The 16,159-nt window shown below is 70.2% G+C and carries 15 protein-coding genes; 5 read left to right on the plus strand and 10 right to left on the minus strand.

The features are described from left to right. The first annotated feature begins 102 nt into the window (after positions 1–102). Positions 103–3,600 (plus strand): family 78 glycoside hydrolase catalytic domain, encoded by a 3,498-nt coding sequence (locus KSO98_RS04905; RefSeq protein ID WP_225283865.1) that lies wholly within the window; start codon positions 103–105, stop codon positions 3,598–3,600. Positions 3,601–3,691: 91 nt separating this feature from the next. Here the strand turns inward: KSO98_RS04905 and KSO98_RS04910 are convergent, their stop codons facing one another. Then, the gene (locus KSO98_RS04910) at positions 3,692–4,153 is read right to left on the minus strand and encodes an SRPBCC family protein (RefSeq protein ID WP_225283866.1); all 462 of its coding nucleotides are present in this window, start codon (positions 4,151–4,153) and stop codon (positions 3,692–3,694) included. A gap of 74 nt (positions 4,154–4,227) precedes the next feature. Beyond that, a complete protein-coding gene (locus KSO98_RS04915) occupies positions 4,228–4,650 on the minus strand; it encodes a pyridoxamine 5'-phosphate oxidase family protein (protein ID WP_225283867.1) in 423 nt (140 codons plus the stop codon). Positions 4,651–4,718: 68 nt separating this feature from the next. Here KSO98_RS04915 and KSO98_RS04920 point away from each other — a divergent pair, with 68 nt between their 5' ends. Beyond that, positions 4,719–4,937: a hypothetical protein gene (locus KSO98_RS04920; RefSeq protein ID WP_225283868.1), complete on the plus strand. Its 219-nt coding sequence runs from the start codon at positions 4,719–4,721 to the stop codon at positions 4,935–4,937. 66 nt (positions 4,938–5,003) lie between these two features. On the opposite strand, the gene KSO98_RS04925 is transcribed toward KSO98_RS04920, so the two are convergent. The 5 genes from KSO98_RS04925 to KSO98_RS04945 form a co-directional block, all read right to left on the minus strand. Then, on the minus strand, positions 5,004–5,612 hold the full coding sequence (locus tag KSO98_RS04925) for a DUF3618 domain-containing protein (RefSeq protein ID WP_225283869.1): 609 nt from the start codon (positions 5,610–5,612) through the stop codon (positions 5,004–5,006). Then, the gene (locus KSO98_RS04930) at positions 5,585–5,992 is read right to left on the minus strand and encodes a phage holin family protein (RefSeq protein WP_225283870.1); all 408 of its coding nucleotides are present in this window, start codon (positions 5,990–5,992) and stop codon (positions 5,585–5,587) included. Before KSO98_RS04930 ends, KSO98_RS04925 begins: the two co-directional genes overlap by 28 nt. An 86-nt stretch (positions 5,993–6,078) precedes the next feature. After that, positions 6,079–6,729 (minus strand): hypothetical protein, encoded by a 651-nt coding sequence (locus KSO98_RS04935; protein WP_225283871.1) that lies wholly within the window; start codon positions 6,727–6,729, stop codon positions 6,079–6,081. A 318-nt stretch (positions 6,730–7,047) separates the two neighbouring features. Beyond that, positions 7,048–7,815, minus strand: a complete 768-nt coding sequence (locus tag KSO98_RS04940) for an LLM class F420-dependent oxidoreductase (protein ID WP_225283872.1) — start codon at positions 7,813–7,815, stop codon at positions 7,048–7,050. Between the two features lie 98 nt (positions 7,816–7,913). Beyond that, positions 7,914–8,117: a cold-shock protein gene (locus KSO98_RS04945; protein WP_225283874.1), complete on the minus strand. Its 204-nt coding sequence runs from the start codon at positions 8,115–8,117 to the stop codon at positions 7,914–7,916. 263 nt (positions 8,118–8,380) lie between these two features. Between KSO98_RS04945 and KSO98_RS04950 the strand changes: the two genes are divergently transcribed. Next, the gene (locus tag KSO98_RS04950; RefSeq protein WP_225283875.1) at positions 8,381–8,848 is read left to right on the plus strand and encodes a DUF8821 family protein; all 468 of its coding nucleotides are present in this window, start codon (positions 8,381–8,383) and stop codon (positions 8,846–8,848) included. A 13-nt stretch (positions 8,849–8,861) separates the two neighbouring features. Here KSO98_RS04950 and KSO98_RS04955 read toward each other — a convergent pair whose 3' ends face one another. After that, positions 8,862–10,061 carry an alcohol dehydrogenase catalytic domain-containing protein gene (locus KSO98_RS04955; protein WP_225283876.1) on the minus strand — a complete coding sequence of 400 codons (1,200 nt, stop codon included), beginning with the start codon at positions 10,059–10,061 and terminating at the stop codon, positions 8,862–8,864. 114 nt (positions 10,062–10,175) lie between these two features. Here KSO98_RS04955 and KSO98_RS04960 point away from each other — a divergent pair, with 114 nt between their 5' ends. Beyond that, positions 10,176–11,714, plus strand: a complete 1,539-nt coding sequence (locus KSO98_RS04960) for an AMP-binding protein (protein ID WP_225283877.1) — start codon at positions 10,176–10,178, stop codon at positions 11,712–11,714. Here KSO98_RS04960 and KSO98_RS04965 read toward each other — a convergent pair. Both KSO98_RS04965 and KSO98_RS04970 read right to left on the minus strand, forming a co-directional pair. Then, on the minus strand, positions 11,681–13,267 hold the full coding sequence (locus tag KSO98_RS04965; RefSeq protein ID WP_225283878.1) for a phospholipase D-like domain-containing protein: 1,587 nt from the start codon (positions 13,265–13,267) through the stop codon (positions 11,681–11,683). The two genes, KSO98_RS04960 and KSO98_RS04965, sit on opposite strands and share 34 nt — an antisense overlap. 71 nt (positions 13,268–13,338) lie before the next feature. Then, on the minus strand, positions 13,339–14,970 hold the full coding sequence (locus tag KSO98_RS04970; protein ID WP_225283879.1) for a glycoside hydrolase family 13 protein: 1,632 nt from the start codon (positions 14,968–14,970) through the stop codon (positions 13,339–13,341). Between the two features lie 131 nt (positions 14,971–15,101). Between KSO98_RS04970 and KSO98_RS04975 the strand changes: the two genes are divergently transcribed. Further along, entirely contained in the window at positions 15,102–16,130 is a 1,029-nt protein-coding gene (locus tag KSO98_RS04975) for a LacI family DNA-binding transcriptional regulator (RefSeq protein WP_225283880.1), read from the plus strand. Positions 16,131–16,159 lie beyond the last annotated feature (29 nt).

The following is a 16,159-nucleotide window of genomic DNA, read 5'->3' on the forward strand; positions in this document are numbered from 1 at the left end:
ATGTTCTCGGTGCGTTCCCCTACCTCTCCCGTATCCCCGCTCGGCGCAGGCCGCGTGCATCGTTTCACTCGGTGGTCACTTGCGGCCTCCCTCGCCATCAGCGTGACCGCCCTGGGCGGGATCAGCGGCGCCGGGGCCGCTGATCCCCACAGCGCCCACCTCACCGTCGGCGACCTGCGCCTGGACAACCGCACCGACCAGCCCCTCGGCGTCGACGACACGACACCCACCTTCAGCTGGCAGCTGTCCGGCGCGGGGACGAACGCGCGCCAGACGGCCTACGAGGTGCGGGCGAGCACCGCCGCCGGCAAGCGTCTGTGGGACTCCGGCCAGGTGCGCAGCACCACCCAGCAGGCGACGTATGCGGGCGCACCCCTCACCTCCCGTACGCCGGTCTCCTGGCAGGTTCGCGTCTGGGACGGTGCCGGCGTGCCGTCGACCTGGAGCCGGCCGTCCTCCTTCGAGATGGGCCTGCTGAAGAGCTCCGACTGGGACGGCGCACGGTGGATCCAGCTCCCCCCGCCGCCGCTCAACCGCGGCGTGAGCGTCGACGTGGGCACCCAGAGCGCGCGCTACGTCCGTCTGGACGTCACCAAGCTGGGCCTGCCGATCAACGAGTCCTCCTACGGCCTCGTCTCACGCGTCATGCTCTCGGAGATGCAGGTGCTGGCCCCGAACGGCACCAATCTCGCCCTCGGCAGGAGCGTCTCGGTCTACGACCAGTTCGCCTGCCCCGGCTGCGGCACCAAGCTGCTCACCGACGGCAAGATCATCAGCCCCGGCTACGCCAGCCGCCAGTCCACCACCCAGGACGTCTCCCCCTCGAAGTGGGTGCAGGTCGACCTCGGCTCGGTCCAGGCCTTCGACCGGGTCGTGCTCTTCCCGCGTACCGACGCGCGGACGCCGGAGGGCAAGATCCCCGACTTCCCGGTGGACTTCACCATCCGTGCCTCGGCCACCTCCGCGAAGCCGACCGACGCCGACGTGGTCGCGACCGTCATCGGCCAGCCGAACCCGCAGGGTCCGGACCTGGAGAACCCGCTGCCGATCTTCGCCAAGCCCTTCGACGCCACGAGGAACGTCGCGAGCGCGCGCCTCTACATCTCCGGTCTCGGCGCCTACCAGGCCACGGTGAACGGCAAGCCGGTCACCGACACCGTGCTCAACCCCGGCGTGACCAACCCGCTGCGCACCGCCGAGTACGGCGCCTACGACGTCACCGGGCTGATCCGGCGCGGGGACAACACCCTGGGCGTCGCGTTGGGCAACGGCCAGACCGACGTCTACCCCCAGACCAACGCACCCGTCGGGCGTACGGACGTCTACACCAAGTTCAACTCCACGCCGATCCCCGCCGGCACGCTCACCGGGCCCATCCCGGCGGGCGGCACCACGGTCCCGCTCTCGGGCGTCGGTGGCTACTCCGTGGGCGACACGGTCAACGTCGACACCGGCGACGGCGGCAGCCGACTGGAGTCGCGCAAGGTCACCGCCGTCGACAGCGCCGGCAACACGCTCACCGTCGCGGACGGCTTCGGGCAGGCGCACGCCGCCGGCGCGGACGTCCTCGGCTCGGGGTCGCCCAAGGTCGCCGAGATGACCGTCACCCCGCGGCTGATCGCACGCCTGGAGGTGACCTACACCAACGGCACCACCACCGACATCGGCACCGACCCCTCGTGGCGGGTCACGCACGGCCCGACCGTGACCGACAACTGGTACGCCGGCACCGACTTCGACGCGACCCGCGTGCAGCCGGGCTGGGACCTGCCCGACCCGGACCTCTCCGCCGCCAAGGGCTGGGAGGACGCGTCGATCACCTCGGCACCGTCCCTCGACACGCGGCTCAGCTGGCGCAAGGCACCACCGGTGAGGGTGCAGCGGACGTTCAAGCCCGTCTCCATCAAGAACGTCGGTGACGGGTCGTGGTCCTTCGACCTCGGCCAGAACATCGCCGGCATGCCGCAGCTGCACCTCGACGGCGGCACGGTGCCGGCCGGGACCGTGATCACCATGGTCCCTGGCGAGACCGCCAGCGGCAACGGCGCCGTCAGCACGGCCACGGCCGGCTCGAACGGCGGCATCCTGGACACCTACACCGCCTCGGGCGACCCGAGCGGTGAGACGTTCAGCCCGCAGTTCATGTACCACGGCTTCCAGTACGTCCAGGTGCGCGGCCTGCCGAAGGGCTTCGTCCCCGACGAGTCCACGCTGGTCGGGCTGCAGACCAACGCTGACGTGCCCAGTGGCGGCAGCATCACCACCGACAACGACCTGATCAACACGATCCACTCGATGTCGGAGTACTCCATCCGCTCCAACATGCAATCGATCTTCACCGACTGCCCGCACCGCGAGAAGCTCGGCTGGCTCGCCGACATGATCCAGTCGATGGGCGCGATCCGCTCCAACTTCGACGTCTCGTCGTTCCTGCGCACCACCGAGCAGAACATGCTCGAGGTCCAGCAGACCGGCGGTCTGATCCCGGGCACGGCGCCGGAGTTCCCCAACTTCGGCGGCGGCTATCGCGACGACGTCAACTGGGGAGGGGCCTTCATCCTGACGCCGTACGAGCTGTGGAAGACCTACGGCGACACCGACACGATGCGCAGCTACTACGAGCCGATGCGGGAGTACCTCTCCTACGTGCGCGCGCAGGTCTCCGGTGGCCTGCTGGTCAGCGGGCTGGGTGACTGGATCGCGGGCGACACGAGCACCCCCAAGGACGCCACCGGCACCTACGGGCTCTTCATGATCGCCTCGGAGCTCGCCGAGATGGCCGACGCGCTCGGTCACCACGCCGACGCCACGGACTACCGCGGACTCGCGGCGCAGCTGGCGGACGCGTTCAACGCCCGTTTCTTCAACGCGACGACGCAGTCGTACACCAGCGCCGGCTCACAGGGCACCACCGGCTCGCAGACCCTCGACGCGCTGCCCCTGGCGATGGGCATCGTCCCGCCCGCGTCCAAGAGCGCGGTCCTGGACGATCTGGAGAAGCGGATCTACGGCTTTCACCCCGGTCCGAACAAGGACGGGAACGGCACCGGGCCGCACATGTCCGGGGGCGAGGTCGGTCTCCAGCCGACCTACCAGGTGCTGATGGACAACGACCGCAGCCAGGTGCTGTGGGACGTGCTGCAGGAGCCGTCGGCCCCGAGCTACCAGAACTTCGTCGCCGCGGGTCGCACCACGATCCCCGAGTCGTGGGACATGGCGGGCTCGCAGAACCACATGATCCTGCTGCAGATCGACGAGTGGTTCAACGCCGGCCTGTCCGGGATCCAGCAGGCGGCGGGGTCCTACGGGTTCGACGAGGTGGTCATCAAGCCGCAGGTCGTCGGCACGCTCCGCCACGTCGCCGGCACCCGTGAGACGCCGTACGGCACGATCGCCAGCTCGTGGAACCGCGACGACCGGGGCGTCAGCACGATGCAGGTCACCGTCCCGGCGGGCACCACAGCCACCGTGTACGTCCCGGCCGAGGCAGGCGACTCGTTCGTCGCCACGGGCGGGCAGGCCCGGCGGACCGGCACCGTCGCCGGGTACGAGGTCTTCTCCGTCTCCCCCGGCGAGGTGACCTTCCACCGTCAGAGCTGATCCATCCTCCCCCGGAGCACAGCACCGGGCCGGCCCGTCCTACGACGAGCCGGCCCGGCTGTGCTGTTGGCTGTGCTGTTCCGTGCCCGCCTCAGCTGGGGGCGTCCACGTCACCGCGCCAGCCGCCGGTCTCCTGACCGCGCGACTCGATGAACGTCTTGAAGCGCTCGGCATCCTTCTTCACCTGGTGGTCGTCGATGTTGACCGCCGAGCCGATCTTCTCCACGAGGTCGGACGGCTCCCAGTCGATCTGGATCATCACGCGCGTCTTGGCCTCGTCCAACCGGTGGAACGTCACCACGCCGGCGTGCTTGCTGTCACCCGAGGTGCTCGTCCACGCCACCCGCTCGTCGGGGTGCTGCTCGGTGATCTCGGTGTCGAACTCACGGGTGACGCCCGCGATGTTGGTCACCCAGTGGTTGTGGGTGGCGTCGATCTGAGTGATCGACTCGACGCCTGACATGAACTGGGGGAACGACTCGAACTGCGTCCACTGGTTGTAGGCGACGCCGACGGGGACGTCGACGTCGATGGACTGCTGGATCTGGCTCACGAAGGACCTCCTGGCCGGTGACTGGGACCCCCTCCCGTGCCCGAGGGACGGCGCGCCAAACGCTCGCGGCCCTCTCAGTCCAGCAGGGACCCCGAGACGAGGAAGCGGGACACCTCGATGCGCAGGGCGACCCGGGTCGGGTTCTCCCGAGGACGGCGGTAGCGCTGCTCGTAGCACTCCACGGCGCGGCGCACCGCGTCAGACGATCCATCGACGACGGCCCGCCCCTCGAGCGTCGACCACCTCGCTCCGTCGATCTGGCAGGCGGAGACGGGCAGACCGTCCGCGCCGGCGGCTCCGATCCGGCGCGCCTTCACCGAGCCGCCGTCGGTGATCACCCACGCGCAGCGGCGTTCGACATCGATCGTCACGCCGACCGGCACGGTGTGCAGGGTGCCGTCCGGGCGTGCCGAGCTCAGCGAGCACAGGTGCCGTTCGGACCAGAACGCGTGCAGCTGCTCGGGGAAGGAGTCCCAACCCGGGATCCAGTGCGCCATGGGTCTCTCCTGAGCGTGATCGTCGACGAGGAATCGTGGATCCGCGACCGAGGGCGCAGACTCACTAGGTGACCTCCTCCTCGCCGCGGCGACGACATCTTGCCAGCAGCCCCTTCGCGCCGGAGCCGGAGCGCGTGATCCTCCAGTTCGAGGTCGACGAGCTGGTCAACCACGACTCGCACGGCATGGGCCGGGTCGTCTCCCTCGACGCCGCCGGTGTGACGGTCGACTTCCGCCCGGAGATCATCCGCATCCCGAGCCCGTTCCCGCACCTGTCCAAGCTCTAGCACTCCCAGGCACGCGACGACCCGGCCCGCCGCAGATCGATGCGGAGGCCGGGTCGGGCAGATGTCTCAGGACATCGTGGACTGCGCGTCGTCCTGCACGTGCTGGGTCGCTTCCTGACCCTGCTCCTTGACGTGCTGGGCGGACTGCTGCGCCGTGGACTTCACCTGGTCGACGGCCTGGCCGGCCTGGTCCTTGAGGTGCTCGCCGACCTCCTGGCCCATGGACCTGGCCTCGTCCATGAGCGGCTGGCCCTGCTCCTTCGCCGTCTCGACGACGCGCTGCGCGAGCTGCTCCTCCTTCTCGCTGGCCGGGATGAGTGCACTGACCAGCGCGCCCACGCCGAACGCGATGAGACCCGCCGCGAGCGGACTGCCCTGCGTCTGGGAGCGCACCGCGTCCCCGGCCCCGTGGACCGTGCTGCCGACCGCCCCCGCTGCATCCGACGCACGCCCGGCCACCGCCGAGCCCGCACCGGTCACGGCGTCGGTGCCGCTGGTCGCTGTGCCCATCACCGCCTCCTTCATGTTCCGTACGCGGCCGCGGACGGCCTCCTTGCGTCGCTCGACGATCCGGCTCGGCGCGACCCGGTCGACGAGCTCGTCGACGTTACGGGTCAGGTCGGCGCGGGTGCCCGCGATGTCGGTGCTCAGCTGTTCTTCTGTGCCTTCGCCCATTGCACGTCCTCCTTCAAGGTCTTCTGCGTCGTCTCCAGCGGTGGGTTCATCTGCTTGATCTCCGTGCGGCCGCGCAACGCCAGCACGCCAGCGATCACGGCCCAGACGACCGTCACGATCAGCGCTGCCACCTCGCGCGGCATCCAGCCGTCGAGCAGCCAGATGAGGGTCAGCGTCAGCGAGATCAGCATCAGGAGCGCCGCTACGCCCGCTCCCCCGAACATGCCGGCGCCCTTGCCGGCCTTGACGGCGGCGTCCTTGGCCTCCGTCTTGGCCAGCTCGAGCTCCTGCTTGATCAGCGTCGTCAGATCGGTGGCGATGTCACCGACGATGTCGCCCAACGAGCGCTGCTCGTCCGTGTCGACCGGTCCACCAGCCACATGGGCCCCGCCCCAACTCGGGTCGGATGGCTGGACCGGCTGCGGCGGCAGACCGCCGCCCGATGGGCCCCGCGGATCGAAGGTGCTCATGCCGGGCCGCCGTACTGGCCACTCGACGGCGGCGCGAGGCCCGACTCCGGCTCAGCGAACCCCGAGTCCGGGGCCAGCGGCGTCTCCCCCAGGTCGTCGATGGGCGGAACGCCCGTGTTCGCGGGGCTGGTGCCCGCGCCGCCGCCCGCTGCACCCGAGGAGTATCCGCCGGCGCTCGCCGGCGGCTGGGTCATCGGCTGGGTCATCGGCGGCGTGCTCGACGTGGACGTCGAGGAGGATCCCGAGGTCCCGTTCGAGCCGACCGCCCCGCTGTCCTTGGCCCCACGAGTCAACCGGCCTGCGACGACACCCGCTGCGAGTGCGCCGAAGAGGAAGGTCGCCGGGCGCCGCCGGGCGAACCCGCGGACATCCTCGAGGATCTCGCCGGGACGGCGATCCTGCAGGCTGCTGGTCAGGACGCGGGCGCGGTCCGCGACCTGCCGGGCCAGATCGCCGGCCAGGCCGTTCGCCCCGCCCTGACCCGAGAGCATCTTCTCGACGTCGTCGGTGAAGCCGCGCAGCGTCTCGACGAGCCGGTCACGTTGCGTCTCCGACTGCTGCTCGACCTCGGAGAGTGCCTGATCCATCAGATTGGCCGCCTGGTGCTTCGCCTCCGCGGCGACGTTCATCGCCTCGTCCTTGGTCACCGAGGCGACCCGGCCGGCCTCCTGCGTGGCAGTGCCGGCGACCTCCTGCGCCTGCTCCTTCTTATCGCTCAGCCCGCCGCCGGACGTGGACTGCTGCTCCCCCGTCTGCGGAGGTCCCGTAGTTCGATGTAGTCATCGGCTCTCCGTTTCCACCGGTCGAGGAATGCCCGCCGGCTGATCGTGTCCAGGAAGGACTTCCGCGGTACCCCGCTCAGGTCCGACCACCCCACCGATGCACGAAGATCACCAGAATCTGCCGCAGAAGCACGCGAGCCTCCTCCCCGCGGTGCGGGGAGGAGGCTCGCGGAGAACGAGGGATCAGTCGAGGGTGTCGCGCCAGGCGAGGAGCTGCTCGAGCGGCTTGAGGTCGTAGTCGGGTCCCCCGACGCCGTACGTGATCAGCTCCGCACCCGCGTCGCGCAGCGCCTTCGCGCCCTCGACGTCGGTGGCGGCCGTGGAGATCTCGATCTCGGACGGGTCGCGGCCGATGTCCGCGCAGTGGCCCGCCAGGACGTCGCGCTTGTGCCGCAGCGTCTCCACGTCGGAGAACGAATGCCAGATGTCGGCGTGCTTGGCGACCAGCTTGAGGGTCTTCTTCTCTCCCCCGCCGCCGATCAGGACCGGGATCTTCCGCGTCGGCGCCGGGTTGAGCGCCGCCCAGCGCTTCTCGATGCGCGGCAGCGCCTCCGCGAGTGCGTCGAGGCGGCCTCCAGCGGTGCCGAACTCGTAGCCGTACTCGTCGTAGTCGCGCTCGAACCAGCCGGAGCCGATGCCGAAGACCAGCCGGCCGCCGCTGATGTGGTCGACCGTACGCGCCATGTCGGCCAGGAGCTCGGGGTTGCGGTACGAGTTGCAGGTGACCAGGCAGCCGATCTCGGCGCGCGAGGTCTGCTCGGCCCACGCGGCCTGCATCGTCCAGGCCTCGAAGTGCTTGCCATCGGGCTCGCCGTAGAGCGGGTAGAAGTGGTCCCAGTTGAAGATGACGTCCGCGCCGAGGTCCTCGGCACGGCGGACAGCATCACGGATGGTCGAGTAGTCGGCGTGCTGAGGCTGGAGCTGGACGCCGATGCGCAGGGGACGGGTCATGGTGCCAACCTACTGATCGTCCGAAATCCGGCAACCGGAAAATACGACAACGGCGGCCCCGGAATCCGGGACCGCCGTTGCCAGCGTGATCTAGAAGATCAGAGAGCGCGAACGTTCTCCGCCTGCGGGCCCTTCGGACCCTGGGTGACGTCGAACTCGACGGCCTGGTTCTCGTCCAGCGACTTGTAGCCGTTGCCCTGGATCGCGGAGAAGTGAACGAAGACGTCGTCGCCGCCGTCAGCCTGGGCGATGAAGCCGAAGCCCTTCTCGGAGTTGAACCACTTGACGGTGCCCTGAGCCATGTTGCTTCCTTCGGTGTTACCAGCGCCCGACAACGTGCCGGACGCGATGCTGAAGACATCTGTTACGCCTGATGTCCAGAAAAACCGAAGACCAAGAATCGTTGAGATGTGCCGCGCCCGGGTGGACACGGGAAGACGCGAACGTCTCCTTCACTCCACCAATGTACTCATCGAAGGCCGACTTGTCACAAACCTCGGCACATCTTCGTCGTGGAGGCATGACCACTACCGTGAACCAGACCGATCTCTCCCGAGGAGCGAACATGTCTTACGTCGTCGACTTCAAGGACGTCTCCACCACCGGACTCGAGTCCTCGCCGGTCGCCGAGGCCCTCGCCGGCCTGCGCGCCAACGAGGCGCGCTACTTCCACACCAAGTACGACCACGAGTACGTCACCGTGCCCGCCGCCGAGGCGAGCGAGCTGGTCGACTGGGTGCACACGATCCTCAAGGAGGAGCGCGGCCTGGTCATCGACTCCCCCGTGCTCGAGGTCGCCGACATCGAGGTCGACGGGATCAAGTGGCCCGAGCTCTACTACCGGTCCGGCCTGGTGATCAACGTGCTGTGGACCATCGAGGACGGCGGCAAGCGCGCGGTCGGCTTCAAGCTCTCCGAGGGCATGGAGATCCCCGCCGAGCTCGACGCCGCGGGCTTCAAGTTCGCCCGGCAGAAGTCGAAGCTCGCGGGGACCATCCGCGGCTCGTTCTTCGTGATCAAGGGCTCCTACTGAAGCCCCTGCGCGATCACGGCTTGAAGAGGACCTTCACCATCCCGTCCTTCTTGTCGCGGAAGTCGGCGTAGGCCTGCGGCGCCTGGTCGAGCGGCAGGTGGTGGGTGGCGAAGGACTCGACGCCGAGGACGTCCTCGCCCTGCTGGAGCAGGGCGAGGATGTCGTCGCTCCAGCGACGCACGTTGGCCTGACCCATCCGCAGCTGCACCTGCTTGTCGAACAGCTGCATCATCGGGATCGGGTCCATCGCGCCGCCGTACACGCCGATGATCGAGACGGTGCCGCCGCGACGCACCACGTCGAACGACGCGTGCAGGGCGGCGAGACGGTCGATGCCGGCCTTCTTCATGAAGGGCTGCGCGATCGCGGACGGCATCATGCCGACCATCTTGTGCGTCATCTCGATCATCGGTGAGCCGTGCGCCTCCATGCCGACCGCGTCGATGACGGCGTCGGCGCCTCGGCCGTTGGTCAGCTCGCGCACCGCGTCGCCGAGGCCCTTGCCGACGTCGTTGAGGTTGATCACCTGGGCACCGCGCGCGGCGACCCGCGCCAGTCGCTCGGGCACCAGGTCCACCACGATCACCCGAGCGCCACGGTGCAGCGCGATCCGCGCCGACATGTCGCCGATCGGTCCGGCGCCCATCACGAGCAGCGTCCGCCCCTCGGCCGAGGAGTCGGCACCGAAGCCGGCGTAGTCCACCGCCTGCCAGGCGGTCGGCAGGACGTCGGAGAGGAAGACGAAGCGATCGTCGACCGGCCCCTCCGGGACCTTGATGGCCGAGAAGCCGGCGTACGGCACGTTGAGGTACTCGGCCTGTCCGCCGGGCACCTGCCCGTAGAGCTTGGAGTAGCCGAAGAAGCTGGCGCCCGTGCCCTGGTCGCGGTTCTGCGTGGTCTCGCACTGGCTCATCAAGCCCTGGTTGCACATCCAGCAGTCGCCGCAGCTGACGTTGAACGGGATGACGACGCGGTCGCCGGTCTTGAGGTTCGTGACGGCGGACCCCACCTCCTGCACGATGCCCATCGGCTCGTGGCCGACCACGTCACCGGGCGTCATGAACGGCGACAGCGGCTCGTAGAGATGCAGGTCCGAGCCACACAGCCCGGTCGTCGTCACCTTGATGATCGCGTCGGTCGGCTCCTTGATGACCGGATCCGGGACCTCCTCGACGCTCATGTTCTTCGGGCCCTGCCAGGTCACTGCTCGCATGGTGCTGCTCCCTTGGATCGTCGTGCGTGCGGTCCCGGCAGGTACCCGCCGGGAGTCGAAGCCACCCGCTACGCTCGCCAACAAGTGAGATGTGGGTCACCTCTGGAGGCGCGGATGTTCGTACCGTTCAGCATTGCCGACTTCATCGAGCGCGGTGCGTTCGTGTACGGCGAGCGCGTCGGCGTGGTCGACGAGCCCGATCAGCCCGCCGCGCCCTTCGCCGGAGGCGAGATCACGTACGGCGAGATGTACCGGCTCGCGGCCCGGATGGCGGCGCGACTCGACCAGCTGGGCGTCGCACCCGGCGAGCGGGTCGCCGTCGTCAGCCACAACTCCGCACGTCTGCTGACCGCGTTCTTCGGCGTGGCGGGCTACGGCCGGATCCTGGTGCCGATCAACTTCCGCCTCTCCCCCGACGAGGTCCGCTACATCGTCGAGCAGTCCGGCTCCCGCGTGCTCTGGGTCGACCCCGAGGTCGACGGCGCGCTGGCCGACGTCACCGCCGAGATGCGGTTCGTCCTCGGCGACGACGAGAGCCTGCTCGCGCCCGAGGGCATCGAGCCGCAGCCCTGGGAGCACGACGAGAACGCCACCGCCACGATCAACTACACCTCCGGCACGACGGCGCGCCCGAAGGGCGTCCAGATCACGCACCGCAACATCTGGACCAACGCCGTCACGTTCGCGCTGCACGCCGGGCTGACCGACCGCGACGTCTACCTCCACACGCTGCCGATGTTCCACGCCAACGGCTGGGGCATGCCGTTCGCCACCACCGGCCTGGGCATCAAGCAGATCGTGCTGCGCAAGGTCGACGGCGCCGAGATCCTGCGTCGCGTGCGCGACCACGGTGTCACCGTGATGTGCGCGGCCCCGGCCGTCGCGGCCGCCGTCCTGGACGCCGCCCAGACCTGGGAGGGGGAGATCCCCGGGCGCGACAGGGTGCGGATCATCATGGCCGGCGCGCCGCCACCGACGAAGACGGTCGTACGGGTGCAGGAGGAGCTCGGCTGGGAGTTCATCCAGATCTACGGGCTCACCGAGACCTCGCCCCTGCTGACCATCAACCGCACCCGCGCCGAGTGGGACGACCTCGACCCGCACGAGCGGGCCGGGCTGCTCACCCGCGCGGGCGCGCCCGCGCTCGGCGTCACCCTCGACATCGAGCCCGACGGCGAGGTCCTGGCCCGCTCCAACGTCGTCCTGGAGGGCTACTGGGAGAAGCCGGAGGAGAGCGCCGCGGCGCTGCGCGACGGCTGGTTCCACACCGGCGACGGCGGCACCCTGGGCGACGACGGCTACCTGACGATCAGCGACCGCAAGAAGGACGTGATCATCACCGGCGGCGAGAACGTCTCCTCGATCGAGGTCGAGGACGTCATCTTCAGCCACCCCTCGGTCGCCGAGGTCGCCGTCATCGGCGTCCCCAGCGAGAAGTGGGGCGAGACCATCCTCGCGCTCGTCGTGCCTGCCCCCGGGCAGACGGTGACCGAGGCCGAGATCATCGCCTGGTGCAAGGAGCGGCTGGCCGGCTACAAGGCGCCGACGGTCGTGGAGCTGCGCGAGAGCCTCGCCCGGACGGCCACCGGCAAGCTGCAGAAGTTCAAGCTCCGGGCGCCCTACTGGGAGGGCCGCGACCGCCAGGTGAACTGACGCTTCCGCCCGTCCGGGTCGTGCAGGGTGTCGAGCAGCACCGCGGCCCAGCCTCGCTGTGCCGCGCTCACCCGAGGCACCTCGAGCCGGCGCAGTCGGCCCGGCGGGCGCTCGCCCGTACGACCGGCGCGATGCCATGCCTCCAGCGCGGCCGCACACGCGGCGTACGCCTCGAACATCGCGGCCGGATCGGCACAGTCGGCCATCGCCGCTGCCAGGCCCTCGTCCGCGACGGCCTCCAGCCGATCGAGGTGCTCGGCGGCGAGCGTCAACCGCAGGTCCCGGGCGTACGCCTCGTCGAGCACCACCGCCGTCAGCTCCGAGTCGTGGGTCCACGAGCGGCGGCTGAAGTTGTCCGAGCCGGTGCTGGCCCAGGCGTCGTCGACGAGGCAGACCTTGGCATGCACGTAGACCGGCGTGCCGGCGTGGTTCTCCAGCCCGTACGCCGCGACCCGGTCGGGGAACCGCTCCAGCAGCGCGCGCAGCGAGCGCTCGCGGCCGAGGATCTGCGCGGTCCGGTTGGCGCCGTCGACGTCGGGCACCAGCGGGATCACGACGATGAGCCTCAGCTCGGGCTCGGCGCTCAGCTGCTGGGCGAAGACGCGACCGACGTCGTGGCCCCAGAAGTACTGGTCCTCGACGTAGACGAGCCGCCGCGCGCGGGCCACCGCCTTGACGTAGCCGCGCGCGATGCTGCGCTCGCCACCCGGGGCGAACGGGTAGTCGCGGTCGAAGCGCAGGTCGGGGTAGGTCCGCAGCAGCTGCACCACCAGCTCCCCGGCGGGTGGGGGCGGCGGCCACTGCTCCGGGAGCCCGTCGGCCTTGCTGTCGAGCCCACGCAGCCGATCGGCGATCCGGCGCCACGGGGCGAGCGAGAGGGGCGCCGGGTCGTCCCAGCGCTCGCGGAAGACCGTCTCGACCTCGTGGACCGCCGGCCCCTGGATGGCGACCTGCACGTCGTGCCACGGTGGATGCTCCCCGTACTCCTCGGTCAGCGGCTGCGGCTGCGGATCCCCGGCGTGTTCGGCGTCGTCCCGGCGGTTGTGCGCGAGGTCGATGCCGCCGACGAAGGCGATGTCGCGCTCAGGGTCGTCGCGGTGCCGGATCACGACGAACTTCTGGTGGTGTGATCCGCCGGCCCGCACCCGCATGTCCAGCAGGACGCGGACGCCGCGGCGCTGCAGGTGCTCTCCGAGGTGGCGGTTCTCCTTGGCGAAGAACCCGGTCTGGTCGAGGTGGGAGCGCCAGACCAGTCCGCGCACGATCACCCCACGCTCATGGGCCCGGGTGAACATCTCGACGACCTCGGAGCCGGGCTCGCCGGTGAGTCGCTCGTCGGCGTCGCCCTGCCAGTCGGTGAAGAGCACCAGGTCTCCGGAGCGGGTCGCCTCGACGGCGTCGTAGAGCTCGCGGAAGTAGGTCGCGCCGTGGATGAGCGCGCGTACGCGGTTGTGCTCCGCCCAGGCCTGGTCGCCGGGATGGCGATCATCGATCCGAGTGCGGGCGTTGGCGCGCTCCGGCACGGTCAACAGCCAGTCCGCGGGCTCGAGCATGCTCCGAGCATGCCGTACGCGGGTGGTGTGGTCGACCGGGCCGGAGCGCTGTGCGCCCGGACGGGCTGGGATCAGACGCGGACCCAGGCGGCAGCGTCGCTGGGCAGGGTGCCCGGTTCGGCGTCGGCGTCCGAGCCCAGGAGCAGCTCGCCCGGCAGGTCGATCGGCTCGCCGGAGGTGTTGAGCCAGACCTGGACCTCGCCGCGGGAGAACCCGAAGGCGCCTGCGGGAGCCTCGACCCACGCGAAGCCCTCGCCCTGCAGCCACTTGGCGCGCAGCTCGAGGGCGCGGCGGTAGAGGTGCAGGGTCGACTCGTCGTCGGCCTCCTGCGCCGCGGCGGTGTAGTGCGCCCAGTCGGCGGGCTGCGGCAGCCAGGTCTGGGGCGAGCCCTCGCTGAAGCCGTACGGCGCCTCGGTGCCGGACCACGGCAGCGGTACGCGGCAGCCGTCGCGGCCGATCTGCACGCCGCCGGACTGCTTGATCGCCGGGTCCTGACGCGCCTCGGCCGGCATGTCCTCGTACTCCGGCAGGCCGAGCTCCTCGCCCTGGTAGACGTAGGCGGTGCCGGGCAGGCCCAGGGTCAGCAGCGCGGCCGCGCGGGCGCGGCGCAGGCCCAGGGCCAGGTCGGGGGCGCCCTCGTGCCAGCGCGCCTGCTCCCAGATGGAGGACACCGCGTGGTCGGGCTGGGAGCGGGCGTAGCGGGTGGCGTGGCGCACCACGTCGTGGTTGGAGAGCACCCAGGTGGCGGGCGCGCCCACGGCGGCCGCGGCGGCGCGGGCGTCGTCGATGGTCGCCTTCATCACGGGCGCCACGAACGGCGCCTGAAGGAAGTCGAATTGGAACGCGGTGTGCAGCTCGTCGGGCCGCAGGTAGCGGGCGAGACGGTCGTTGTCCTCGACCCAGGCCTCGGCGACGAAGACGCGGTCGTCGTACTGGTCGGCGACGCGGCGCCAGCCGCGGTAGATCTCGTGCACGCCGTCCTGGTCCCAGGCGGGGTGGTCGACGCGGTCCTTGCGGCCGCTGCGCAGGCCGGCGTCGGGCAGGCCCTCCTGCTTGGCGAGGCCGTGGGCGACGTCGATACGGAAGCCGTCGACACCCTTGTCGAACCAGAACCTCAAGATGTCCTCGAACTCGGCGATGACCTCGGGGTTGGTCCAGTCCAGGTCGGGCTGGGCCGGGGCGAAGAGGTGGCAGTACCAGTCGCCGGGGGTGCCGTCGGGGTTGGTCGAGCGGGTCCAGGCCGGGCCGCCGAAGATGGCCTCCCAGTCGTTGGGCGGCAGCTCGCCGTACTCGCCCTTGCCGGGGCGGAACAGGTAGCGCGCACGCGCAGCCTCGTCACCCGAGAGGGCGGCCTGGAACCACGGGTGGTCCCACGAGGTGTGGTTGGGGACGATGTCGAGGACGACCTTGATGCCCATCGCGTGCGCCTCGGCGATCAGCTGCTCGGCCTCGGCGATGTCGCCGTAGGCCGGCTCGATGGCGCGGTAGTCGGAGACGTCGTAGCCCGCGTCGATCTGCGGCGAGGGGTACCAGGGGTTGATCCAGATCGCGTCGATCCCCAGATCGCGCAGGTATGGGAGGCGCGAGCGCAGACCGGCGATGTCGCCGATCCCGTCCCCGTTCCCGTCCGCGAACGAGCGGATGTAGACCTGGTAGACGACAGCGGACCGCCACCACTCCGGTGCGGTGTTCCCCTGCTGCATGCGAATCCCTCCTGGGCCGGATACGTAAACGGTTGCGTCAACTGTATGTCGCATGTCGATCGGCACCAAGAGCCGCACCGTAACAAGAAGGTCTCAAACGTTTACTCCACCTGCGCGCTACGATGCCGCTCGTGCCTGCCACCACTCCGCACCCCGGCCACCTCAACATGGCCGACGTCGCCCGCGAGGCCGGGGTCTCGGTGGCGACCGTGTCACGGGCCCTGCGCGGGCTGCCCGGCGTCTCGGAGCGCACCCGCGAGCGCATCCGCGCCCTCGCCGAGACGATGTCCTACGTCGTCTCCCCCGAGGCCTCGCACCTGTCCCGGGGCTCGACGGGCCGGATCGCGATCGTCGTCCCGACCCTCGACAGCTGGTTCTTCGCCACCATGCTCGCCGGTGCCCAGGCCGAGCTGCAGGATGCGGGCGTCGACGTGCTCGTCTACCAGGTCGACGGCGCCGAGGCGCAGGAGCGCTTCTTCCAGCAGCTGCCCGCGCGCCGCAAGGCCGACGCGGTGATCGCGATGACGCTGCCGCTCTCGGAGCCGCAGATGGCGCGCCTGGCCGACCTCGGCATGGGGGTCGTCGTCACCGGAGCACAGATCCACGACTACCCGTACGTCCGGATCGACGACGTCGAGGTCGCGCGGCAGGCCGTACGCCATCTCGTCGGGCTGGGGCACCGCCGCATCGCGATGGTGCGCACCACCGATCCCGAGGTGAACACCTCCTTCGCCGACGCCGACCGCACCGAGGGCTACCGCCGCGGCCTCGCCGAGGCCGGGATCGAGGAGCTGAGCGAGCTGCTGGTCACCGTTCCGCACCGGATCGAGGGCGGCATCGAGGCCGCCGAGCGGCTCCTCAGCCTCCCCCAGCGTCCGACCGCGATCTTCGCCTACTCCGACGAGCTCGCGCTGGCCATCACGCAGACCCTGCGGCGCGCGCACCTGCGCGTGCCCGAGGACATCTCCGTCATCGGCGTCGACGGCCACCCCCTCGCCGCGCTCGCCGACATCACCACCATCGAGCAGCCCGTCGCCGAGCAGGGCCGTACGGCCGGCCGGCTCGCGCTGGAGATCCTCGGCGGGGACGCCCCCAGCGCCCACAGCGCGATCCTCCCCACCCGCCTGCGCGTGCGAGGAACCACCGCACCGCCGAGCTAGGTGTGATGCCCAGCACATTGGTCGAGGAA

Origin of the sequence: Nocardioides nematodiphilus, assembly GCF_020216525.1 — a bacterium.
GTDB classification, from domain to species: Bacteria; Actinomycetota; Actinomycetes; order Propionibacteriales; family Nocardioidaceae; genus Nocardioides; species Nocardioides nematodiphilus.

What these genes read in the sequence shown, in the direction of transcription:
- KSO98_RS04940 (WP_225283872.1), bottom strand. Translation starts at nt 7,815, where the DNA reads ATGACCCGTCCCCTGCGCATCGGCGTCCAGCTCCAGCCTCAGCACGCC.
- KSO98_RS04925 (WP_225283869.1), bottom strand. Translation starts at nt 5,612, where the DNA reads ATGGGCGAAGGCACAGAAGAACAGCTGAGCACCGACATCGCGGGCACC.
- KSO98_RS04945 (WP_225283874.1), bottom strand. Translation starts at nt 8,117, where the DNA reads ATGGCTCAGGGCACCGTCAAGTGGTTCAACTCCGAGAAGGGCTTCGGC.
- KSO98_RS04955 (WP_225283876.1), bottom strand. Translation starts at nt 10,061, where the DNA reads ATGCGAGCAGTGACCTGGCAGGGCCCGAAGAACATGAGCGTCGAGGAG.
- KSO98_RS04950 (WP_225283875.1), top strand. Translation starts at nt 8,381, where the DNA reads ATGTCTTACGTCGTCGACTTCAAGGACGTCTCCACCACCGGACTCGAG.
- KSO98_RS04915 (WP_225283867.1), bottom strand. Translation starts at nt 4,650, where the DNA reads ATGGCGCACTGGATCCCGGGTTGGGACTCCTTCCCCGAGCAGCTGCAC.
- KSO98_RS04970 (WP_225283879.1), bottom strand. Translation starts at nt 14,970, where the DNA reads ATGCAGCAGGGGAACACCGCACCGGAGTGGTGGCGGTCCGCTGTCGTC.
- KSO98_RS04965 (WP_225283878.1), bottom strand. Translation starts at nt 13,267, where the DNA reads ATGCTCGAGCCCGCGGACTGGCTGTTGACCGTGCCGGAGCGCGCCAAC.
- KSO98_RS04960 (WP_225283877.1), top strand. Translation starts at nt 10,176, where the DNA reads ATGTTCGTACCGTTCAGCATTGCCGACTTCATCGAGCGCGGTGCGTTC.